The sequence below is a fragment of the Paenibacillus naphthalenovorans genome (assembly GCF_900099895.1).
Lineage (GTDB): Bacteria > Bacillota > Bacilli > Paenibacillales > NBRC-103111 > Paenibacillus_G > Paenibacillus_G naphthalenovorans.
The window spans coordinates 1-21,967 of record NZ_FNDY01000007.1 but is presented as its reverse complement, the minus strand read 5'-3'; the positions used below and the strand labels follow the sequence as shown (position 1 = coordinate 21,967).

Below are 21,967 nucleotides of genomic sequence, written 5' to 3'. Positions count from 1 at the left end.
CCTACATGGAGGTGAATGAGTTGGACCCGACATTAAAGATTCCGTTTTTCCGCATTGGTCGGTGGAAGCATCCGGTCTATGGCGAAATCGAGGCGACGCAGCAAATGTTTGACGCGATGATCGCCAATTTCCGCAGCGGCGTGCTTGGCCGACCGCCTTATATCCGCATCGGCCACGACATTCAAGCGAGCAGCATCGACAAGTTCGGTGATGCGCCTGCAGAAGCATGGGTATTCGATATCCAGCAAGAAGGCGACATTCTGTACGGCCTTGCAATCCCGACGAGCTACACCGTCGTCGATGCCATTCAAACGAAGCGGTACCGGTTCGCCAGCGCGGAGTACGACCCGGATTATTCCGACAAGGAATCCGGCAAAAAGGTCGGCCCGGTCTTGTCGGCCATTGCGCTGACGAACGAGCCGTTCCTGACCAAGCTTCCCGATGCGGAGGCTGTATTCCTTGCCGATCAGAAGGCAGGGAAAACCACATTTCTCATGGATTACGAGGAGGTCGATTCAAAGATGGAAACCAAGAAGCAAGAAGATTTGCTGCAGGAGCAAAACACCCTGCTGAAAAAGCTGTCCGATGGGCTATCCGGGATCTTCTCCCTGTTTCAGTTCGGCGCGGCCCGAGGCGGCGCAGCGAGTGGATTGTCTGAGGAGGAACGTCGCAAGCTGGCCGATTATGACGAGCTGAAAAAGCGGATCGATACTGCCGAACAGACGACGGGCCAAGTAGTACTTGCGCAGCGGCAGTCCACTATCGAAAGCAAGATGGCGGCGCTCGTTGCACAAGGCGTGCCGCCGGTATTGTGCGACAAAGCAAAAGCTATCCTGCTGGCCGCTCCTGCAGGAACGCTGGTGAAGCTTTCGGACACGGAGCAAAAGCCGCTGGACGATGCCATTTTCGGATTGCTCGAAGCGCTGCCGCAGGAAAACCGCGTGCGCCTCTCTCAGTTCGGGCAAAAGCACTTTAACCCGCCCGGCACAAATGCAGCTTCGCTCTACGGAGACGTGGTGCCCGAGCTGTCAAAGAATCAGTAACATGCTACCGACGCATCGGCAGATAGTCCTATTTTCCATATGAACCCATAAGGAGGCAAATATCCTATGTCCGTAAACGACATTCAAACGCTGGGCGGCACGGTGTTGACCGAACTGGCGAAAACATTCGAGAACCGTCCGACCCAATTGCTCGCATTCTTCCCGGTAAGGGACATTCAAGAGAAAACCGTCAAGGTTGAGAAGATTTACGGCGGCGTCGGCATGGCGCGGATCGTCGACAGCAAAACGCCGGACGGCTTCGCCGATGGCCGCAAAGTGGAGACGACGCAGCACGACCCGATCTACAGCCGGGAGAGCGACAACATTCCGAACGACGTGGTGAACAGCCTGCGCATGCCGGGAACGGTTAACGAGAAGTACGGCAAGAAGTATGTGGCCGATCAGGTGAAGCACCTGACGAACCGTAACGACACGCTGTACGACTTCCTTCGTTCGCAAATGTTCCTCGGCGGGATCGATTACACTGACCCGGTAACAGGCAAACGTGTTCAAGTCGACGCCGGTATCCCGGTAGATCACAAGGTCAATAACACGCTGGATTGGGACGACGTGAACGTCGATTTCTTGGAGGAGATCGAGGATTATATCCTGCTCATCAAGAAAAACGGCATGGTGCCGCCGACGCACATCGTCATGAACAGCACACGGAGATCGAAGTTTTCGAAGAACAAGAAGCTCCGCGCTTATGCGGAGACGGCACGCGATCCGGGCAAGGTACGGTTCGCTAATGGCGAGATCACGCACATTTGCGGCCTTGAGATTGTCGAGGAAAACCGGGTATATGAGGAGCTGACTTCCAACGGCTCTGGCGGTTACAACCGGACGGTGAAACAAATGATGCCTGACGATAAGGTCGTCATCTGCTGCAAGGAGTACGAAATGGAGCCGCTGGGCCGGACGGACTTCGTAATCGGCGAGCACCCGGACGGCTTGGCCGGTATTTGGAGCCGCGCGGCGGAAACGCAGCCGCCTGCAGCTCCGGGCGTATTGCTTCAGGTTGGCCGCGCCGGTATGCCTTATGTCCGGTACCCGAACTGGATCGTCGTCGTGACGATTGTTGATCCGACTCCGTAAGGAGTGAGCCACGATGACCTACACGACGGCTGAACGGATCGAGGCGCTGCTGAAGGATTTCGTCCGGGTGGACAACTATACGCCGGAACAATACGCGATGTTCATCGAAAAGGCGGAGGCGCGGATCAACGACCGCCTCCGTCCCTACTATATGGTGCCATTTTCGGCCCCGGTACCGGCCATGATCGTCTCCATCGCGGAAGACTTCGCCTGCAGCTTCATGGTCGATCAGGATTACATCGACCGCCCGAACAACGAGCAGGTGCCGCTTGCTCAAGTGTACTTTCGCCGGGCCGAACGCGACCTTGATCATATCGCAAAAAATCTCACACTGGACGGTTTGTCCGGCGTGAAACGTGTGGCGCTGCCCCGAGAGGTGACGAGTCCCTCTGCAGGAACGACCACGCCGAACCGAAGTCCGATGAAGGCGGCGTTAGATCAATGGCCGGTGTAGAGTTTCGGATTCAGGCAAAGGGCTTGGAGAACGTCGAGCAGCAGCTGCGCAAGTACGAATTCCGCGCGGAGGAGCTGCGCCCCGGTTTGCGCCGGGTCGGCCAAGTCATCGTTCGGTCGGTTGACAAAAACTTCGAAGCCCAAGGTCGACCGCAAAAGTGGAAGAGCCGCAGCGACTTGCGGCTGCAGCAGCTCATCGCCGATGCGGAGGATCGGGCCAAAGGAACGAAACGCTATCAGAACTTGAAGCGCGAGTCGACGAAAACGAAGCATCTTCGCCAAGTCGGCGAGACAACCCGAAACGGTCCGATTCTTCAGCAAACCGGCGATTTGCGTAAAAGCATCGTGTTCCGGGTGGAGCGAACCTCCGTCATCGTCGGCTCGCCGCTGCGCTATGCTGCCATTCACCATTTCGGCGGCGTGATCCGTCCGAAAAGCAAGAAGGCGCTCTTCGTACCGGTCGGCGGCGGCAAGTTTCTAATGCTGAAGAAAGTCGTCATCCCGGCAAGACCGTTCCTTATGATCCAGCGGGAAGACGAATCGAAGATCGAAAAAGCGATGCTCGGCCACATCGAAGGTGAAGGAGGCTCGCTATGAACAGCAAGGTGTATGAAGTCATCGACGCTATTATCGAGCACCTGCAGGCCGACGATGGCTTGCAAGATGTCCGGGATTTTCACCGGATGAATGGCTTTGCGGTACCGCGCAGGCCGACGATATCGGTTGGTGCCGAGAACGTGAAATACGAAACAGACACGCGCGACCTCGACCGCGCAGAGGCTGAAATCAAGGTCTATGTCTACTTGGACGACCGCGAGCTGGAACGCGGAGAAAGCACGGCGTGGGAGCTCGCCTCCCGCATCCGCCTCTCCCTTCTCTCAAATCGATACCTGGGCGGCATTCTGGAGGACTTGGAAGTCAAGGGCATTCAAGCGGTTTATGCAGAAGTGTCCAACTCCAATCTGCATGCCTGTCAAGTGGACGTAACCGCGATTTATTACGAGGAACGTCGCAAGCAAGCGCCGTTCCAGCCGATTGAGCATCTGCAGAGAGATATCGCGCAAGATCAGGGAGGAGCGTGAACCAATGGCAAAAGAATATATTGTGCCACGCATTGACGTGGATGAAAGCGACGTCGGACCTCGCCCGGCCTCCGGGGTTAGCCTCGGGCGGATCGGCGTCGTCGGCACGTTCGCGAAAGGGCCGCTAAACAAGCCGGTGACAATTGGCTCGCCGGATCAGTTCGTTCAACAATTCGGGGAGTTTCGAACCGACCTCTCCGGGCCGCTTTCGATGCTCGGCGCGTTCAACCAAGGCGCAAGCGACTTTGTGGTGGTGCGGATCGGTGGCGCATCGATTGCCACCGCCAAGCTGACGCTGAAGGACGATGCAAACGCCGACAGCATCATCGCGGAAGCAACCTCGCCCGGTAAATGGGCAAACGGCACGGAATCGACTGGCATTAAAGTTGCTGTCGCTGCTGGTACCTCCGCTGGGACGGTCAAACTGGTCGTCATATCCGGCAACAAGAGTACCGTCTTTGACGGCGTGACGCTCGACAATGTGGGAACGTTCAGCACAAGCGATGTAACTTTCAAGAAGGTGACCGGCGCGACGAAGCTGCCGAACGTGATTGACGCGCAGCCGCTGGCCGGAGGCGACGACGGCGCAACGACAGCTGACACCGATTACGTCGGCACACTGGCGGCGGACGGTTCCCGTTCCGGTCTGCGAGTGCTCGACCCGGTACGCTGCTCGGTCGTGATCGCGGCGCAGCAGTCCAGTACGGTGATCCGTTCCGCCCTGCTCACGCACGCGGCGAATGCAGGGCTGGACGAAGGGCTGCGCATGGCAGTGCTCAATACGCCGCAAGCAACGGCGGTCGACGCTGCCACGGCGCTCACCGGGTCGCTGGACAGTATGCGCGGCATCATGGCCTATCCGTGGGTCGAACCGCAGGAGATGGAAGGCGTTTATGTCGCACCTGACGGTTATTACGCCGGACGATTGGCGCAGCTGCCCGGTCATCACAGCCCGAGCAATAAGCAAATCAACGGCATCCTGTCGACAGAGCGGCTGCTCACGTATGCGGAAGTCAAAGCGCTCACGCAAGCGAAGATCAGCCCGATCACGCTCGTTGAAGGTCGCGGCTTCCGCATCCGCAACGGCTTGACGCTGGCAAGCGATACCGCTTGGAACCAGACAAACATCCGGCGCATCTTCGACAAAATCGAAATGACGGTTTACAACGACACGCAATGGGTCATTTCGGAGCCGCATACGCCGAAGACGTGGGCCGCGCTGGCCGCGCAGATCGACGCGGTGCTGCAGAACATGAAGCAGCAGGAGGAAATCTACGATTTCAAGCCGACCGTCTGCGACGCTTCGAACAACCCGGCAGAAATGGTACAGGCGCGTATCCTGAACACGCGCATCCGCGTCCGCCCGATCTACGCCGCCGACTACATCGACCACGCAATTCAGCGCTTGGTCGGTAATGAAAAGTAGGTGGCTGCATGATTACGGTAAAAGATTCCTGCACCGCGTGCGGAGCCTGTGTCCCGGTTTGTCCGGTACAGGCTCTCGTCTACACGGATGATCGGCAAAAGGTCGCCGTTGAGAAATCGTGCGTCAGCTGTAACCTGTGTATTCCAGCCTGCCCTATTGCGGCCATTGAAGAAGTAATTCAAACAAGCAAACCTAACAAGAAAGATAAAAAGACGGAGGTGATCGAGAATGGCGAGGAAGGCACCAATTCAAGGGTTTGACGTTTCGATTTCCATCGTCGGGCCGAACGGCCCGGAGCTGGCCGGTGAATTCAATGAGCTGGAGATCAGCATCAAGAACGAAACGGAAGAATACCTCGAAACGAATGAGCGCATCGCGCAAATTCTCGACGGCGAGATCAAGATCGACGGCAAGCTGAAGCGCGGCATGGTGTATACGGATGTCATTCGCCGGGTTTATGGAGTGAGCTCGATGAAGCGTGGCACGAAAATCCCTTCGCAGCCGCGCTTCACGATTACGGCCACATTCGATGCGCCGGAGAAGGGATTGACCGGCAAGCAAAAGCTGCTCGATGTCATCATCCCGGAGCTGAGCATTTCGGTCAAAGCCGGGAAAACGGTCGTCAACAAGGATTTGTCCTTTAAGGCCGAAGGAATCGAAGAGGCGTAACGACCTGCAAACGATTCGCAATTAGTCTCACAAATCATTAGAAATCGAGGAGGATTTCCCCCATGACTGCAAACAAAGTATACGGCCCTTTAACCTTGCCAAGCGGCAAGGTGATCACATTCCGCAAACCGAAAGGCTTAGATCGCGCCAACGTGCTTGATATCGTCCCGATCAGCGACGAGAACGTGGTCGGCGGCACGCTACACGTTGAACAAGCCTTGAAAGCGAAATGCGTCGTTTCGGTAGACGGCCAGCCGGTCGATGCAACCAGCTTCCTGAATTTGTTCAACGATTGGGACGATGACGACGTCCAATTCTACGCCACCGTCCATACCGAAATGTTCGGAATGACGGAAGAAAAACGGGATAAAGCCAAGGAAGCCGCCCGTTTTTTGCTGGGCAACTCGACCTCTACCGATGGGTCCAGCTCGAAGGCCGAGTAGCGTTGAACGAATGGCTCGCCCTTTCGGACGATATGCGCGAGGCGGTTTGGGAGTCGTTCGAATGGATGTGTGAGCAGCAGTTGGAAGGCTCGGACAGCGAGGAATGAAAAAGAGACGGACCCGATAAAACGGGAAACCGTCTCTCTTATTTGTTGCTGTTGGCGCTCTTAAAAGATTGGCGAGCTGCAGCGAAGTTCATCTGCATTTTTCGTATTTGTGGCTCATATTTAGCGACCGCCGTGCCGAGTGCCACGATCAGCATGATTATAAACCACATCCATGCTGGTCCAAACAGGAAAATGCTGACTCCTTCAGCGCAGAGCCACGCAATAGGGACTATAAAAATGGCTGCGACGATAGCTGTAGCAAACGAGAGAATAAACTGAGCGATTAAGGCAAAGCTCTTGAAAAACCCGAACATGAATCATCCTCCGTTCGATCCGTTTTTCCTGATTATACCACATGCGAGGAGGTGAGGCTATATGTCCACCAGTATGCAGGTCGCCCTTGTGCTTACTGCTGTTAATAACATGGGTACGACGATCCGTGCTGTTAAACAGCAGGTTAGCGATCTTGGTGCAAGCTATGACGCACTTCGGCAAAAAGTGCAGAAGATGAATGACCTTCGCGCCAGTGGTATCAAAGATGCGGCGGCTGGTGCCGCTATGCTCGCTCCTATCGAATCATCAGTGAAAGCAGCAGCAAACTTGGAATATGCGATTAAACGGCTGGAGATCGCCCAATATGATGCTAGCAAGCCAGCCGAGGAACTGAAGAAGCAATTGAAAGAGTTGGAGGCGCTCGCGGTTAAATTGGGCGCGGATACGGCATTTAGTTCCAAGGAAGCTGCAGACGGTATGACGACGCTTATCCGCGCGGGGATGGACGTGAAAGACGTGTTAGCAGGTGGGGCTGCAGCAGCGATCTATCTGGCACAAACGGCTGAAGTCGCTCCAGTAACAGCTGCCGAAAGCATCGCCAAGATGTCGAACATGTTCAAAGTCAATGGCGACCAGCTTATGCAGGTGGCGGATGACATTAACCGTGCATCGAACGCATCCTCCGCTGGCGTTCAGGAGATCATGTACAGCATGCAGCTTGCTGGTATGAGTGCCAATACCCTCGGATTGACGGCCAAGGAAACATCACTCTTGATCGGCACGCTTTTTAACCAAGGCTTGAACAACTTGAGTGGCAGCTCCCTGAATAACCTATTGCTCGCATTGACCAAGATTGACGATCAAGCCGGTGAAGCGATGGCGAAGCTTGGGATGCTGAAGAACGCAACTTTTGAAAAGAAACAAGACGGCACTTGGAAGATCAAAGGCGGCGAAGGCGCGGTATTTAACGATAAAGGGCAAATCAAAAGCGCCCAAGCATTGGTCGATACCGTTCGTGCTGCATTTAAGTCAAACGGCGTTGAGTTGAAAGACATTGTGGACTCGAAGGGGAATTTGCTTCCGAAAGAGCAGCTTGATCAGCTGGCAAGCAGCAAGCAGAACGTTGCGCAGACGCTCCTATTGTTCAAGCAAGCGTTTGGCGAGGAAGGTATGCGTGCCGCTATTGCTCTCGCTGCTGAAGGTAAAGGTTCATATGAAGCGACGACAGAAGCAGCAAAGCAGTCGATGGAAATTCAAAAGCAGGTTAACGAGCTTCAGGCAACGACCGTCGGTTTGTTTGAACAGATGCAAGGAGCTTGGGAAACCTTCAACGCATCTTCTGGCGGGGTTGTTCTTGACGAAGTGAAGCAGCTTGCGAAAAAAGGACTGGAGCTGATTGATGTACTCGCGAAGTGGACGGCCGCTCATCCGCAATTAACCCGAGTAATCATCCAAACTATTGCAGGGTTAGCATTACTACGCATCGGAATAGGTGCTCTTAAAATCGTTCAGGGTGTCGTGCTCGGCCCATTGTTTTCAATGGGCGGCGGCTTTATCCGATTCGGTAAATATGTCGGCGATGCGACGAAGGCGTTCACTTTCTTTCGGACGGTCGGAAACGGCGTTTTTACTGCCGGGTTGAAGGCATTGTTCAAGGATTTCCCTATTCTCCAGCAACTCATTCAGGGAGGCGCGCGAGCTTTATCTTCGCTGGGCCGGGTCGGATGGAACGGTTTCATGTTCTTGGTTCGAGGTGCCGGTAGCGGCCTAATGGCGCTGGGACGCTTTGGCGTTCAAGGAGCTGTATGGCTGGCGCGGATCGGCGCAAGCTTCTTGACGGTAGGTGTACAGGCGCTGCTTATGGGAGCGCGGATCGCGCTCGCTTGGTTCATTGGCATGGGACCGATCGGCTGGATCATTCTCGGCGTGACGGCGATCATCACCGGTGCAATTCTCGCATGGAAGAACAACTTCCTCGGATTCCGAGACAAGATCACCGCGATATGGGAATGGATCAAATCAAACTGGCCGACGCTCATTCTAGCCGCGATTAACCCAATAGGCGGCATCATCATGGGCGTGCTTAACCTTCTGCCGTATGATGCTCTCGAATGGGGCAAGAACATGATGAAAATGATCGCGGACGGCATCAAGAAAGGCATCGACTGGGTCAAGGAAGCCGTGACGAATGCAGGCGGCATTATCAAGAAGTTTCTTGGCTTCTCCTCGCCTACCGAGGCCGGGCCTGCCTCCAATTCGGATCAATGGGCACCGAATTTCATGAAAATGTTCGCCGGTGGCATTGACGCTGGATTGCCGAGCGTCGCTAAGTCGGTCAAAGGAACGGCAGCGCAAATCTGCTCCGGGCTATCGGACATTCAGGTGGCCGCGCCTACCGTACCGACGGCCAATATCCCGAATATGGACAATGTCATTCCGTTCCCGGCCAGCCTACCCCGCATCGAGCGGCCAAACGTTCCGGCCTCCGACATCGTTCCGTTCCCGCAGCGCATGGGTCAAGAAAACAAGACGTTGCTGCAGCGGCCACAAGGCGGCATGAACGTCAACGATAATCGCAAGATTGACATCACGATTTATGCGAACGACGCCAAGGAAGCGGAGATCGGCGTTCGCCGCGCGGTCGACGACAAGTACATCGCGTCTCGCGGCGTCAAAAAGCAAGTATGGCAAGGAGCGTGAGCAAATGGCGAATACGTGTACGATTGGCGATTTCACATTTGAACTTGCGCCAGAGCGCGAAATTGACATTAGCAGCGGTCGGGACATCGCTAAGATCGATGTACCCGGCGGCGCTCCACGGTATCAGGATGTCGGGCCAAGCGAAAAAATAGCAAGCTGGTCCGGCTTGCTGCGCGGCGATGAGGCATACAAGCAAACGCTGCTGATCGAAGAGGAAAAGGACAAAGGCACATGGTTGCGCTGGCGTTACGGAGAGATCGCGGCGGATGTGCGCATCAAGTCGTTTAACAAGAAGATCATCCGATTCGATTATATCCGCTACACTATCGAGCTGATCGTGAAGGTCAGCTCGCCGGTTGTGGATGATGGCAGCGGCAGCGAAACGGTTGAGGAGCCGCAAATCGCCGCAGCCGATACCGAAGCCAAGGAGTACGTCGTTAAGCAAGGCGATACGCTTTGGCAGATCGGGCAAGAAAACGGGGTTGATTGGGAGACCATCGCCTCGGCCAACGGCATCACGAATCCGCGCAAATTGGCTATCGGGCAAAAACTGACGATTCCGGTGTGAAGGTGGTGAGCTCATGAGTATGGATGCACCGAGGGCCATTGTTGAGGTGGAAGGCGCAACCGTCCGCTGGGACGACCTGATCGATATGCGGCTAGAGAATACGTTGTACTTTGCTGCAGATTCATTTGAAATTCAGCTGAACAACGAGAACATGCTGTCGGATTGGCTTCGCAAGGAGCAGGAAGTTCGCATCTATCTAGGCTTCGTCAACGATCCGGGTCGCTGGTCCAAACAGGAGTTGCAGCACGTCTTTACCGGCAAAATCGACGGTGTAAAGCCGAGTTTCGCTGCTGAAAAAACGGTTCAGATCATCGGGCGCGACTATTCAGCCCGGTACCTTGACACCGACAGCAGCATCGCTTTCGCGAATCAAAGTTCCGATGAAATCGCGATTCTGCTGGCGAATAAATACGGTCTTACGCCGGTCGTTACGCCAGGCGTAGCCACTCTCGACAAAGAAATGTTCAGCGACAAAAAGGAATGGGACATCCTGCAGATGCTGGCAGATCGGGAAGGGTTCATCTGCTATGTCGATAAAGACAAACAGCTCTATTTCGGTCCCCGGCAAGACGAAACAGACGAGGCGGTCGTTCATAAATTCTCACGGAAGCGCGGTTATGAGAACTGTACCCTCGAATTTGACGACTCCGCTGTAGGAGTTGTCAATACCGTTACCGTTCGTCACTGGCACAAAAAGCGACTTATCGAAGCCAGCGCAAAAGATGACTTCCTCATTCAGCAAATGGGCCAAGTGAAAGAACGCATTGTCTACGAATCCAAGGCAACAACGCCGGAGCTGGCCCAAACCCTTGCGCAAAAGCGGTTGAAGGAATGGAGCCGCCAAGTGATTACCGGAAGGGCTTGGGGGCCGCTAGTCCCGGAGCTAATCGCCGAGCGCAAGGTTGCAACCGAAGGCTGCGGACGGTTCGACGGCGATTATTATATCGACAGGGTGACGCATTCCATCAGCAAGATGGGAGCCACGTCCGAGGTTGACATTACGAACGTAAGGCCGGAAACGGCCCAACAGTACAGACAAGACTTATACGATTATCAGGGGGCGAAGTTATGACGACACCACAAGCGGGAGTCATCACCGGCAGGAACGAAACGGAACAGCTCGTTAAGGTCTTCCTTCCCCTCTTCAAAATAGAAACTGATTGGATTCGAACAGCGGTTCATGTCGGGGTGCCGCTTGACGGTGCGGAGGTTGTGGTCGTGTTCGTGAACGGCCAATTGAACGACGGCGTTGTAATCGCTGAGATCGGAGGTGTCACATGAAAGATTGGGCCGGTACCGACTTCCATCTTGACGATGATCACCGCATCACGAATCAAGGCGACTATGCGTTGGCATCCGGCGGCAAGAACATCGATTTGGCGCTTATCCGGCGCCTGAAAACTCCACTCGGGAGCCTGTTCTATGACCCAACCTATGGCAACCCTGTATATGACATGCTCGGCGATCCGATGAATGATGACTTCGTCCAGAAGGCGCAAGACGGTATAAGCCGTTGTGTTCAAGGTGAACAGCGCGTCCAGTTAGTCCGGGTGGAGGTCTATCTCGCAAATGAAGACCGCACGACCCGGTTCCGAGTTGTGTACCGGTACCGGAACGGCGACGGCAGCAATGTCGTTCTGCAAGGGGTGATAAACGATGACGGAATTACAATTTAAGACGCGGGAAGATATCTTGAACGAGGTTCGCCCGGAGCTGGCTGATGCCGGTCTTACTGACTGGTCATCAGGTTCGGCCAATCGAACCTATTGGGAGATTACAGCTCGTTTGTTTGGCGAGTATTACTACATGCTGCAGCGGCTGCTTCATCTGTTCTTTGTTGATGATGATTCACTAACTGGCGAATATCTGGATCGTCGCGTCATGGAACGAAGCATTTCGCGGAAAGTCGGAACGAAGTCCGCAGGCAAGATAATCGTCGGTCGCTCCTCTCCTGCCCCGTTCACAATCAACATTCCAGTGGGCACGGTGTTATCGACAAACGACAAAAAAGTCTCTGTCCAGACGAAGGCAGCAGCTGCGATCCCGGCTGGCGGGACGAGCGTGACGGTCGATGTTGAGGCGATCAATCTCGGAAAGGCCGGAAATTTAGCGCCGAACACGGTGCTCATTGAAACAGGCGTCGCGGTGGTCGGCATTGAAACAATCCGCGTCGATGCAGCCGGGCTTTCGGGCGGTACCGACACAGAATCGGACAAGGAGCTGAAGCAGCGATTCATGGAAACTATACAGAATCCTGAAACTGGCGGATCGAAACGGGATTACGAACGCTGGGCCAAGGAAGTCACCGGTATCGTATCGGCGAACTGTATCCCGATGGCGCGTGGCGCGGGTACCGTGGATGTGGTTGTCGTATCTTCGGACGGCATGCCTTCCTCGGCGCTGCTGCAGCAGGTGCAAGATCATATTGACGACAAAAAGCCGGTCAACGCCGATGTGCTTGTTCGCGGGCCGGTCGCCGTGACGGTCAATGTAACCCTGACGTACTACACGGATTCCACGTCATCGCTGGAGCCTGCAATCCAGACGGCGCTGCAGCAATATATCAACGGTGTGGGTGTCGGTGGAGTCGTTCGTGTCGCTCAAATCATCAATACGGTACTGGACGTTGCGGAAATCAAGGACGTTACGGTGGCCGTGCCGACTCAAAATGTAGTGCTGACATCCGACGAGATTGCGGTATTGGGAACCGTAACTATGCTGAAGGGGTGACGCTATGTTCGAGTATATTCGTTCGATGGTTCCATTCGGCGATACATCGGCGGAAACGACAACCCTTTACAAGCACTTGCAAGTATTGGCGAAGCGATTCTCCGATTTGGAGAGCGCAACCGAGCAGTCGTTCAATGAGATTTTTGGAAGCACGGCTTCAGCTTTTCTCACGCGCTGGGAGCTGATGCTCGCTTTGCCGAGTGCTGAAGGAACGCCGGACGATCAGCGACAATCCCGCGTTCTTGGGAAGTTGCGGGGAACCGGTACGATCACGACAAAGCTGATCGAAACGGTCGCCGAAGTGTACTCGAACGGAGATGTCGAAGTCTTGGAGTTTCCTAGCGAGCACCGTTTCATTGTTCACTTCATCGGGGCACGAGGCATCCCGCCGAACCTTTCTGACTTGACCAAGACGCTTGAGGAAATCAAGCCTGCTCACCTGATCATGCAGTATGAGTTTTCCTACTTGGTATGGAGCGAATTGGAGGCTGGCTCAACAACTTGGAGCCGCATTGAAGCCGAAACCGGCGACGGCCTGACTTGGGCCGAATTTGAGGTATGGAAACCATAGAAAGGAGGACATCAAGTGGCTTCGACAAACAAGACGCTTAATTTGTCGCTGAATAGCTGGATCGCCTCTGACCGTGTTCAAATGGCCGATTTCAACGCGGACAACAACATTATCGACGCATTATTCGCGGCGACGACCGCTGGAGGCGGGCACGATCATAGCGGCGCAGCTGGTAAAGGGCCAAAGCTTGACCCCACCGTCGCGTTGACAAAGGTTCCGCTTCTCCTTGACGGTAGCCAAACGATGACCGGCCAGATCAAGAGCAGCCTTGCGACTGGTACGGCCCCTCTTTCGGTTGTCAGTACGACTCTTGTCTCAAACCTGAACGCGGACATGCTTGACGGTATGCACGCCACCACGGCCACAACTGCCAACACAATTGCCGCAAGGGATTCCAACGGTAGTGTTTCGGCATTGAATTTTCTTGCCACGTCGCTACTAAGTTCGACAGGGCAAATTAGAGCAACCTTGTCAACGGACTTAAACAAGTTTATTTATTTACAATACAACGGCACCAAGGACGTTGGCGAAGTCCTTTCGGTACACTCCGGCACGGTGTTCAAACCGTTGCATTTGGTCGCCAATGGATTGAAGTATCGCCCGACAGTTGGCGGGGGAGAAACCACGGTATACGACATATTACATTCCGGCGGCGGGACGATTGGCGGGACAACTTATTACACCGTTGCATACCCGATTGTATCCAAGCTTAGCGGGTATAAAAGCATGGTTCTCCATCACCCAACGGCCAACAGTTTAATTTTGGCACCGTCCGCCACAGTAGATGGAGAGGATTGGGATTGGGTCAACCAATTCATATTTGATGACGCGGGGAGACTGACTGCTAATCAAGGAATTTTCAAGGGTCGCAACGATTCAAGTAATAACAATTTCCAAGTATGGGTCAAACCGGGTAACGGAGGGACAAACACAAGTACAAACCAATTAGCGTTTGGTGACTCCACAGCCGATTATGTCAACGTCATTGGAACACGTTTCAGCGGGGCTGAAAGTATTTGGGTCCAAAACGGATATCAACCTATATGGAACGCGGATTCATGGAAGCAAGCCGCTCCATATGCCCAAACGAGGGCCGTTATTATAGACAATGGCTATGCCACCAAGGACTTGCAACCGGTCCATTTCTATTATGCATTACCCGGAAAGGCACAAAGCAATTATGCCACGTTTTGGGACCGTAAATTGCGGTTTGCACTTGCAACGGAGCAAGACGAAAATTGGTATATTTCACCGACAGGTAGTGACGCAAACGATGGCCGAAGTGCCGCCACAGCAAAACGTACATTCCAGTCCGTTATAAACAACTTGCCGCCGGTTATTAACCATACAATCACCATTAATATTGCGGCCGGGTCATACGCAAGCGACTTCAACATTAAGGGGTTTGTTGGCAATGGGTACATTTATCTAAACGCATTAGGCAATTATGACACATGGGCCTTGAACATTGCCCGAAATACCATAAAGGTGAACATGGGCGGAGCAACATGCACATTACTAAAAACGGATGGACCGGCTTGCTTGGTTGATGAAAACCCGGGCGCGGTGACGTTGAGCAGCATTAATATATCGGCGGCAGCAGCGGCGCAGCACGGAATAAATATTTCATATTCGCCATCCGTATTTGTAAATGCGTGCAACGTATCCAACCGTCACCATGCAATTATCGTTACTAACCAGTCGCGTGCAGGGTTAGCCGGATGCACAGGCAGCAATAACAACGTAGGCGCATCCGCTTATAATTCGACGATAATGTTGGCTGGTTCAAATACGATCACAGGCAGCACGCAGTATTATCAGGCACAAGGCGGTGTTATTCGATGATTTACGGAATATCATACGACAAGAAAACCCGCATTGTTTCGGGTATTGTGTATGACGTCACTGGGTACACGGAAACCGACATCGTGGGGTTTTTCGGTGCGATACGTGGCGCGAATAGGGAATTGGTTGATTTCATCTTCTTGGACCAGTTACCGTTGGTCGAGCATAAAGACGACGGCCAAGTTAAGATTGTTGAATTGTCCGAAGGCGAAATATTGCCTGAAGATTTGGTCGACGTGCGGGACCGACTGCCCGAGACATTAGAACAAAAGGCGGCTCGATTGGAGACGGAGCTCGCGCAAACTAAGGCAGCTCTAAACAGCGCGAACGAGACGAACCTCACAACGATGTCCGCTCTAGCGGAGGTATTCGAGATGGTGCTCGCCCTTCAGGACCAAATCGCAGCTGGAACAGGAGGAACAGGTGCATGACACTTTCAATGGTGGATGTATACTTCGAGCTCGTAAAAGCCGGAATACGAAAGCTGGATCAGGTGCCGGAATGTGATGAGCTCCGAAGTAAGGTGGAGGCGCTGCTCAACAAACAGATGCAAGCGCAGCCGGAGGCACTTTTGAATGGTTAGCTTGCTGCTCTGGCTTCTGAATCTTATGAAAGGAGGTGACACGATCATGGTGGACGTATATGTGGCGCTTATCATCAATGGGCGTCGTACCTTCTCCCAAGTGCCGGTGAGCTTGCAGCCAGCAGTTAAAGTGGAGCTCGAAGCTTTAGGACTCGGGACGGACGGCAAACCGTTGGAAACGAAAGCAGCGTGAAGAATTGAGAAACGGCCCCGTTTTGAACGGGGCTAATAATCCAATAAAGGGGAGTATCCACATGACCATACAGGAGCAAAAGCAGCAAATTCTTAGTGAAATTCATCAGGTGGAGGCTAATATTTACAGGCTTACCGAACGGTCGAAACAATTGAACACGGCTCTGGCCGTTCTTGAGAACTTGGAGCACCAACAGCAGCAGGCCGCATCGAGCGAACAGAAGCACACGCAGCAGTATAATACGAACGATTCGACTAAACAAGAAGAAAAAAAAGAGTCTTAAAGACGTTCCTTCAGGAGCGTCTTTTTATATGAGGTGATTAGCATATGCCGACGAATAAAGGATTTGATTGCGCGACTCCGCTGACGGCCTCTCTAGCCGCGCTATTCTTTAGCCAAGGTTACTCCTTCGTCGGGAGGTACCTATCCCGGCCCGGCTCATGGAAGAGGCTCTCGCCTACTGAGGCGCGTGTTATTAACGATGTCGGACTATGGATCGTTTCAATTTTTGAACGTGACGCTGATCGTGCTAGTAAAGGCGCAGCGGCAGGCTCCGAGGACGGGAAAATGGCGCTTGAACTGGCGCGAGAAGTCGAACAACCGGAGGGGTCGACGATCTATTTTGCTGTGGATTACGACGCAGGGCCACAAGATTTTGACGCTATCGAAGCTTATATGCGTGCTGCAGATAAAGAGATCGATGGTTACGAGTTGGGAATCTATGGCTCATATCGGGTCGTTGAGGCAATGAGACTACGAGGCGTTACAACGAAGCTCTGGCAGACTTATGCTTGGAGTAAAGGCTTGAGGACAGAACACGCTGGCCTTTATCAATTCCAAAACGACATCCGGGTGAACGGGATCGGAATCGATCTTAACGAATCGAACGGAGATGCAGGAGGATGGAACATGCTTAAACCGCAGCAAACACCGGTACCACAACTGCCCGAAAGTATTGCGAACAACATTATCGACTCCTATCTTAGTGAGAACTGGAATCAATGTGAGGCAGCACGTCAAGCGGCAATAAATGATGGGCGTACAGATGCTGCAGAAGCATGGCTAAAGCTTCGTGATTGGCAGCATACGCTCGCTAACGAATTGCGCAAGGCATCCGGTCAACCAATTCAAGATTAGACGAAAAGTCTCACGAATCGTAATAAAATGAAAGGTGGAATTAGCCCATGTTTGAAGTGATTAAACCGTATATTTCCGAAATTGCGCAGCTCCTTCTCAGCATTTTAGCCGTGTTTCTTATTGCGGCCTTGCAGCAGGTTAAAGGACGAGCCTTTGCTTGGTTTGAGGCTCGAACAAATGCAACGCAGCGCGAAACGCTAAAGCATATCGGATCGGAGGCGTTTGCCCATGCGGAGACGTTATTTCATGATTTAGGCGGTGCGGCCAAGTTGCAAGCAGCCACCGATTACGCTACCCGAAAGCTGAGCGACATCGGGATTGTTGTAACGACGGAAGAAATTCAAGCAGCGATTCATAAGGCGTGGTTGGATTATAACAGTCAGACCAAGGCCAAGGATGCATACAAGAGTGCATAGTAGCTGAATGATCACCCTTTAGCCCTCGCCGGTATTGCGTGGGGGCTAAATTTTTTTTACTATTATATAGAACAAACGTTCGTAAATAGGAGGTGTCAACATGATCTATAACATGGATTGCATTGAAGGCTCTAAGAGGTTCATCGCTGATGAGTCGGTGGATTTGGTCGTTACAGACCCGCCGTATAATTTAGGCTTTGGTGGGACGACGCAGACTCGTACCAAGAAGCCTCGTTTCAATATAATTGCGAATGATAAACTCTCCCGTTCCGATTATCAGCGGTTTACGTTCCAATGGCTATATCAAGCATACCGCATTTTGAAGCCGGGGCGGCACATCTACGTTTGCATTGATTGGCGGATGTATCCTTTTATGGTGCTCTGGATGCGACGAGTCGGCTTCGTGGTGAAAAACTGCATTGTGTGGGATAAAATGAGGATGGGCGTCGGTTGGCAATATCGATTTCAGCACGAATTTATCATCTTTGCCGTAAAGGGCGAAAGCAACGCCAGAAAGATCAGAACGAGATCGGCACCGGATATATGGCGGATACCTAAAGTGCCGGGAAACAAAACGGTGCATCCGACCGAGAAACCAGCTGATCTTATGGAGAATATTATTAAGAACAGCAGCAGTGAGGGTGAATTGGTTGTCGACTTCTTTCTTGGTTCCGGGCCGGTAGCCGAAGCAGTTATTCTCAATAATCGCGAGTTGCTCGGCTTCGAAATCGATCCTGTTCATTACGAAACGACGAAAAATCGCATACTTGGACTAGAGGAGCGAGGCTTATGATTGGCTATCGCATTAGCAAACTACGGACTGAGCGCCGGATCACTACTCAAAATATGGCGGATTCAATCGGAATCGAGCGGTCGCTGCTGCTCGATTATGAGAACGAAAACGTCGATCCGCCCGACGAACATTTACAATTGATAGCGGGTTTCTTAGGCGTTACAACGGAACGGCTGAAAGGTACTGACATAGACCTATCGCAATGCAATTTTCATGTATACGGGAAGCAGGAACTAACCGAGGAAGACTTGGAGGATGTTCGAGACGCAATCAGAGAGATCAGAATCAAAAAAAATCTATACCATGCGCCGCCCCACTAAGCGGAATTTTTATGCATGATTTTTTGCATATCGCGGCGCGCCTTTTTCTAAAAATCCGTGAGACTTTTTCTAAAATTTCATGCGACGCTACAGATCCAAAGCTATTCTCACGGCATGCGGCAAAAAATCGTTATTATGGGTGTCCTTGTGCATGACCCGGCCGTATGGATTCTCGACGAGCCCCTGACCGGTCTTGACCCCAAATCATCGTACACGCTGAAGGAAATGATGCGGGAGCATACGGACAGCGGCAAAACGGTACTTTTCTCCACCCATGTGCTTGAGGTGGCTGAAAAGCTGTGTGACCGTGTGGCGATCATCAATAAGGGCGTGATCTTGTTCTGCGGAACATTTAAGGACATGCAGGAGCGCTTCCAATCGGATCAGTCCTTGGAAAGCCTGTTTTTGGAGTTGACGAATCATGAATAAAACGCTTCTGCTAACACGCATCCTGCTCAAGAACGGCGGAGGACAGCTAACGGGGGCAGGCAGGAAAAAACGCAGGCTTTCCGTACGGTTTCTTTTGCCGGTGCTTCTATTGGCCGCCTTCTTGCCTTTGATGTTCTCTTTGGTTTCGTTGGTCTCTTTTATGTACGACGGACTTGCGTCTTTTGGACTCGAAGGGATGATCCCGGGTCTTGGCCTGGCAGTCACATGTGTAGTCATCTTCATTTTCGGCGTTTTTTATGTCATCAACGTCTTTTACTTCTCTCAGGACGTCGAGCACTTGCTGCCGCTTCCATTGAAGCCTGCCCAGATCTTGACGGCCAAATTTATCGTAACGCTGCTTTATGAGTATTTGACGCAGCTGCTTCTGCTTTTGCCCGTGCTGCTGACCTTTGGGATCAAGAATGGCAGCGGAATCGTCTACTATATCTATTCGGGGCTTATCTTCCTGGCGCTCCCTATCATTCCGCTGGTGTTGTCTTCCCTTGTAGCCATGATCACCATGAGCTTTTCCAGTATCGCCCGCAACAAAGACCGTTTTAGGATGTTGGCGGGAATTGCGGCGGTTATTCTTTCTGTCGGGGGCAATATTTTATTTCAACGTACGATGAACAAATCGATGAATCCCGAACAGCTGCAAGACATGCTGCAGAACGGCCATAACGCCTTCATCGATTTGGCGGCCCGGGCATTTCCAAGCGCCAAGCTGGCGGCTGATGCGCTGTTGAAGGAGACGTCATTGGCAGGGTTGGCGAATCTGACGCTTTTCTTAAGCCTTTCTTGTCTGTTCTTTATCGGATTTGTCTTTCTTGGACAGCGCCTGTATTTTAAAGGCGTGTTAGGCATTTCGGAATCGTCGGCGCGGCGGAAACGGCTTAGCGCATCCCGGTATGACAAGTTGACTGTGCAGCAGTCTGTACTAAAAGCTTACTTGATCAAAGAACTTCGTATTCTGTTTCGAACCCCGCCCTACTTTCTGAACTGTGTACTGATGTCTTTTTTGTGGCCGGTGTTTTTTCTTATTCCGGTTCTGACACAGCCGAATTTGATGGAAAGCTTAAGGACAGCGGAAAGCATAGTTAATCATGACGGTATGGCGGCTCTTATTCTTGCGGGCGGTGCCAGTATATTTCTCTTTGTCTCCGGAACGAACCCTACGGCCTCCACTTCGATCTCCAGAGAAGGCACCGGGTTCTTTGTAAATAAATATTTGCCGGTCGCGTATGGGAAAATGATTTCGGCGAAAATGCTCGCCGGATGGCTCCTGACGCTTTCAAGCGCATTTCTGCTTACGGCTTTAGCCTATCTTCTGCTTCAACTGCCGCTGCTGCTTGTGCTTTTGCTGCTTCTGGTGAGTATTCCGGCCACGCTGTTTTGCTGTTTGACCGGCGTTCTGATCGATCTTCTGATGCCGAAGCTGCATTGGGACAATGAACAAAAAGCGGTGAAGCAAAATTTAAACGGCATATATAATATGCTGATCGGCATTCTGGCAGCCGGCCTTATCTTTTTCGTTGTTTTTAAGCTGGAGCTCAGCTTGCTCTCTACCGCACTTGCTCTTCTGGTTTTATTTATTGGCGCGGATCTCTTGCTGTATCGCCTTCTGATGACCAAAGGGCGGAAGTGGTTTTTGAAGATAGAGGTTTAATCTGCCTCCAATCCCTCTTTTGTTACATTCAGCAACGTTTTTGTGAATTTCGTAGCAAATTTTTCTTATATTATCTATACTGGAAATAATCAATCCGATTACAAACAATATCATCAGATTTTTTATTTATCGGTATAGAAAAGGAATGATTATGGATGCCAAATCAAAATCCCATATCCTCTGCTGTCGGAAGCAAGAGTTTTACCGCGGTTGCCATTAATACCGCATCGAAAGCCGGGGAATGGATTGTGAGTAAGCTTGGAGATTTCAATAATCTGCAGCTCAAATCCTCCATGCATGATCTGGTAACGGAAGTCGATAAAGGCGCGGAAAAGATGATCCGCAATTTGATTCAAACCCATTTTCCGCATCATGAAATTCTCGGTGAAGAGGGCGTAGAGCCCGGACCGGACGCATCCCGGAAAGCGCTGGAGCAAGTCAGCCATGCCGAATATTTATGGATTGTGGACCCGTTGGACGGTACAACCAATTTCGTTCACGGCTTTCCCTTTTTTTCGGTATCCATCGCTCTTGCGCATAAAGGCGAGGTCATCGTAGGCGTGGTATACAATCCTGTTCATAATGAACTATATGTTGCGGAAAAGGGCAAAGGGGCCTATCTGAAAGGAAAACGGATGCGGGTATCGTCCGAGCTGACGCTGGATCACAGCCTTATTGCGACCGGTTTATCGGCCGATCGTTCACATGCGATGCCTGTAAATATGCGGGGGATTCAAGCAATGGGTCCCAAGGTGCGAAATCTTCGCGTAGCCGGTTCGGCCGCCTTGCATATGGCTTATGTTGCCGCGGGGCGCTTAAGCGGTTTTTGGGAAATTGGACTGAACTCGTGGGATATGGCTGCGGGGGCTATTCTCATTACGGAATCCGGCGGCAGGGTAACGGATACGCTGGGCAATCCCTACAGCTTGAACGTTCGCCATGTGCTCGCGAGCAACGGACATATCCATGATGAAATGGTACGGGAGCTTGGAGCGGCAAACGCAACCGGTTTTTAAAAACGCGGGCTCGCGGGCTTATAGGTTGTTGTTTTTAGCGCAAACCTTTGGGTTTGTGCTTTTTATTTTCAGGGCTTGATTTTGGTTTCGATCCATGCTATATTATTTTTCCGGCCGATAAGGACGGGCAATGCAGAGGACAAGCTAAAGCGTTATGGTAAAAAAATAAAAAAAGTTCTTGCATTGAAGTGTGTGAATGTGGTATATTATTAGAGTCGCTTTCGACGAGGTTGAAAAAACAGAGTCGAAAAACGGCGCATAAAATTGCCCTTTGAAAACTGAACAACGAGTGAGTGTAAAGATAGAGAATCGAGAGATTCTCGCCAGTAGTAGATGATGAGCTAATCAGCTTTTCTTTATTGGAGAGTTTGATCCTGGCTCAGGACGAACGCTGGCGGCGTGCCTAATA

At 52.2% G+C, this 21,967-nt stretch carries 29 protein-coding genes; 28 read left to right on the top strand and 1 reads right to left on the bottom strand.

Features of this window, described 5'->3' with window-relative positions; translation table 11 throughout:
• Positions 1-5 precede the first annotated feature (5 nt).
• The 9 genes from BLT35_RS09015 (at position 6) to BLT35_RS08975 (ending at position 6,211) form a co-directional block, all read left to right on the top strand.
• Positions 6-1,043, top strand: coding sequence for a hypothetical protein (locus BLT35_RS09015; RefSeq protein WP_074727740.1), 1,038 nt, complete (start codon positions 6-8; stop codon positions 1,041-1,043).
• Between the two features lie 66 nt (positions 1,044-1,109).
• On the top strand, positions 1,110-2,138 hold the full coding sequence (locus BLT35_RS09010; RefSeq protein WP_074727600.1) for a major capsid protein: 1,029 nt from the start codon (positions 1,110-1,112) through the stop codon (positions 2,136-2,138).
• 13 nt (positions 2,139-2,151) lie between these two features.
• Complete coding sequence (locus tag BLT35_RS09005) at positions 2,152-2,592, top strand: DUF1320 domain-containing protein (RefSeq protein WP_074727599.1); 441 nt, start codon at positions 2,152-2,154, stop codon at positions 2,590-2,592.
• The gene (locus tag BLT35_RS09000; RefSeq protein ID WP_074727598.1) at positions 2,580-3,188 is read left to right on the top strand and encodes a phage virion morphogenesis family protein; all 609 of its coding nucleotides are present in this window, start codon (positions 2,580-2,582) and stop codon (positions 3,186-3,188) included. The genes BLT35_RS09005 and BLT35_RS09000 overlap by 13 nt, the downstream gene beginning before the upstream one ends.
• Positions 3,185-3,673, top strand: coding sequence for a hypothetical protein (locus BLT35_RS08995; RefSeq protein ID WP_074727597.1), 489 nt, complete (start codon positions 3,185-3,187; stop codon positions 3,671-3,673). The genes BLT35_RS09000 and BLT35_RS08995 overlap by 4 nt, the downstream gene beginning before the upstream one ends.
• 4 nt (positions 3,674-3,677) lie before the next feature.
• Positions 3,678-5,099, top strand: coding sequence for a phage tail sheath C-terminal domain-containing protein (locus tag BLT35_RS08990; protein WP_074727596.1), 1,422 nt, complete (start codon positions 3,678-3,680; stop codon positions 5,097-5,099).
• A gap of 8 nt (positions 5,100-5,107) precedes the next feature.
• Positions 5,108-5,359 (top strand): ATP-binding protein, encoded by a 252-nt coding sequence (locus BLT35_RS08985; RefSeq protein WP_074727595.1) that lies wholly within the window; start codon positions 5,108-5,110, stop codon positions 5,357-5,359.
• The gene (locus tag BLT35_RS08980) at positions 5,328-5,768 is read left to right on the top strand and encodes a hypothetical protein (RefSeq protein ID WP_074727594.1); all 441 of its coding nucleotides are present in this window, start codon (positions 5,328-5,330) and stop codon (positions 5,766-5,768) included. Before BLT35_RS08985 ends, BLT35_RS08980 begins: the two co-directional genes overlap by 32 nt.
• 62 nt (positions 5,769-5,830) lie before the next feature.
• Positions 5,831-6,211, top strand: coding sequence for a hypothetical protein (locus BLT35_RS08975; RefSeq protein WP_074727593.1), 381 nt, complete (start codon positions 5,831-5,833; stop codon positions 6,209-6,211).
• 145 nt (positions 6,212-6,356) lie between these two features.
• On the opposite strand, the gene BLT35_RS08970 is transcribed toward BLT35_RS08975, so the two are convergent.
• The gene (locus tag BLT35_RS08970) at positions 6,357-6,632 is read right to left on the bottom strand and encodes a hypothetical protein (RefSeq protein WP_074727592.1); all 276 of its coding nucleotides are present in this window, start codon (positions 6,630-6,632) and stop codon (positions 6,357-6,359) included.
• A 61-nt stretch (positions 6,633-6,693) separates the two neighbouring features.
• On the opposite strand from BLT35_RS08970, the gene BLT35_RS08965 reads away from it, so the two are divergent.
• From BLT35_RS08965 to BLT35_RS08880, 19 genes are all read left to right on the top strand, one after another.
• Positions 6,694-9,291, top strand: a complete 2,598-nt coding sequence (locus BLT35_RS08965; protein ID WP_074727591.1) for a phage tail tape measure protein — start codon at positions 6,694-6,696, stop codon at positions 9,289-9,291.
• Positions 9,292-9,295: 4 nt separating this feature from the next.
• Positions 9,296-9,859, top strand: a complete 564-nt coding sequence (locus tag BLT35_RS08960; protein ID WP_074727590.1) for a LysM peptidoglycan-binding domain-containing protein — start codon at positions 9,296-9,298, stop codon at positions 9,857-9,859.
• Between the two features lie 13 nt (positions 9,860-9,872).
• On the top strand, positions 9,873-10,931 hold the full coding sequence (locus tag BLT35_RS08955) for a phage late control D family protein (protein WP_074727589.1): 1,059 nt from the start codon (positions 9,873-9,875) through the stop codon (positions 10,929-10,931).
• On the top strand, positions 10,928-11,140 hold the full coding sequence (locus tag BLT35_RS08950) for a hypothetical protein (protein WP_074727588.1): 213 nt from the start codon (positions 10,928-10,930) through the stop codon (positions 11,138-11,140). The genes BLT35_RS08955 and BLT35_RS08950 overlap by 4 nt, the downstream gene beginning before the upstream one ends.
• Complete coding sequence (locus tag BLT35_RS08945) at positions 11,137-11,535, top strand: GPW/gp25 family protein (protein ID WP_074727587.1); 399 nt, start codon at positions 11,137-11,139, stop codon at positions 11,533-11,535. Before BLT35_RS08950 ends, BLT35_RS08945 begins: the two co-directional genes overlap by 4 nt.
• Positions 11,516-12,589, top strand: a complete 1,074-nt coding sequence (locus tag BLT35_RS08940) for a baseplate J/gp47 family protein (protein ID WP_074727586.1) — start codon at positions 11,516-11,518, stop codon at positions 12,587-12,589. Before BLT35_RS08945 ends, BLT35_RS08940 begins: the two co-directional genes overlap by 20 nt.
• A gap of 4 nt (positions 12,590-12,593) precedes the next feature.
• The gene (locus BLT35_RS08935) at positions 12,594-13,160 is read left to right on the top strand and encodes a putative phage tail protein (RefSeq protein WP_074727585.1); all 567 of its coding nucleotides are present in this window, start codon (positions 12,594-12,596) and stop codon (positions 13,158-13,160) included.
• Between the two features lie 15 nt (positions 13,161-13,175).
• On the top strand, positions 13,176-15,005 hold the full coding sequence (locus BLT35_RS08930) for a hypothetical protein (RefSeq protein ID WP_074727584.1): 1,830 nt from the start codon (positions 13,176-13,178) through the stop codon (positions 15,003-15,005).
• Positions 15,002-15,436 carry a hypothetical protein gene (locus BLT35_RS08925; RefSeq protein ID WP_074727583.1) on the top strand — a complete coding sequence of 145 codons (435 nt, stop codon included), beginning with the start codon at positions 15,002-15,004 and terminating at the stop codon, positions 15,434-15,436. Before BLT35_RS08930 ends, BLT35_RS08925 begins: the two co-directional genes overlap by 4 nt.
• Positions 15,433-15,588, top strand: coding sequence for a CD1375 family protein (locus BLT35_RS26870; RefSeq protein ID WP_175471964.1), 156 nt, complete (start codon positions 15,433-15,435; stop codon positions 15,586-15,588). The genes BLT35_RS08925 and BLT35_RS26870 overlap by 4 nt, the downstream gene beginning before the upstream one ends.
• Positions 15,589-15,634: 46 nt before the next feature.
• Positions 15,635-15,781 carry a CD1375 family protein gene (locus BLT35_RS08920; RefSeq protein WP_254777530.1) on the top strand — a complete coding sequence of 49 codons (147 nt, stop codon included), beginning with the start codon at positions 15,635-15,637 and terminating at the stop codon, positions 15,779-15,781.
• A gap of 61 nt (positions 15,782-15,842) precedes the next feature.
• Positions 15,843-16,064, top strand: a complete 222-nt coding sequence (locus BLT35_RS08915; RefSeq protein ID WP_074727582.1) for a hypothetical protein — start codon at positions 15,843-15,845, stop codon at positions 16,062-16,064.
• Positions 16,065-16,108: 44 nt separating this feature from the next.
• Complete coding sequence (locus tag BLT35_RS08910; protein WP_074727581.1) at positions 16,109-16,918, top strand: DUF1906 domain-containing protein; 810 nt, start codon at positions 16,109-16,111, stop codon at positions 16,916-16,918.
• 47 nt (positions 16,919-16,965) lie between these two features.
• Positions 16,966-17,334 (top strand): phage holin, LLH family, encoded by a 369-nt coding sequence (locus BLT35_RS08905; protein ID WP_074727580.1) that lies wholly within the window; start codon positions 16,966-16,968, stop codon positions 17,332-17,334.
• A 100-nt stretch (positions 17,335-17,434) separates the two neighbouring features.
• Positions 17,435-18,127 (top strand): DNA-methyltransferase, encoded by a 693-nt coding sequence (locus BLT35_RS08900; RefSeq protein ID WP_074727579.1) that lies wholly within the window; start codon positions 17,435-17,437, stop codon positions 18,125-18,127.
• A complete protein-coding gene (locus tag BLT35_RS08895; protein ID WP_074727578.1) occupies positions 18,124-18,447 on the top strand; it encodes a helix-turn-helix transcriptional regulator in 324 nt (107 codons plus the stop codon). The genes BLT35_RS08900 and BLT35_RS08895 overlap by 4 nt, the downstream gene beginning before the upstream one ends.
• Before the next feature lie 57 nt (positions 18,448-18,504).
• Complete coding sequence (locus BLT35_RS08890) at positions 18,505-18,876, top strand: ATP-binding cassette domain-containing protein (protein WP_496559579.1); 372 nt, start codon at positions 18,505-18,507, stop codon at positions 18,874-18,876.
• Positions 18,869-20,542, top strand: a complete 1,674-nt coding sequence (locus BLT35_RS08885) for a putative ABC transporter permease subunit (protein ID WP_074727577.1) — start codon at positions 18,869-18,871, stop codon at positions 20,540-20,542. The genes BLT35_RS08890 and BLT35_RS08885 overlap by 8 nt, the downstream gene beginning before the upstream one ends.
• Positions 20,543-20,697: 155 nt before the next feature.
• Positions 20,698-21,558, top strand: coding sequence for an inositol monophosphatase family protein (locus tag BLT35_RS08880; protein WP_062409932.1), 861 nt, complete (start codon positions 20,698-20,700; stop codon positions 21,556-21,558).
• Positions 21,559-21,967 lie beyond the last annotated feature (409 nt).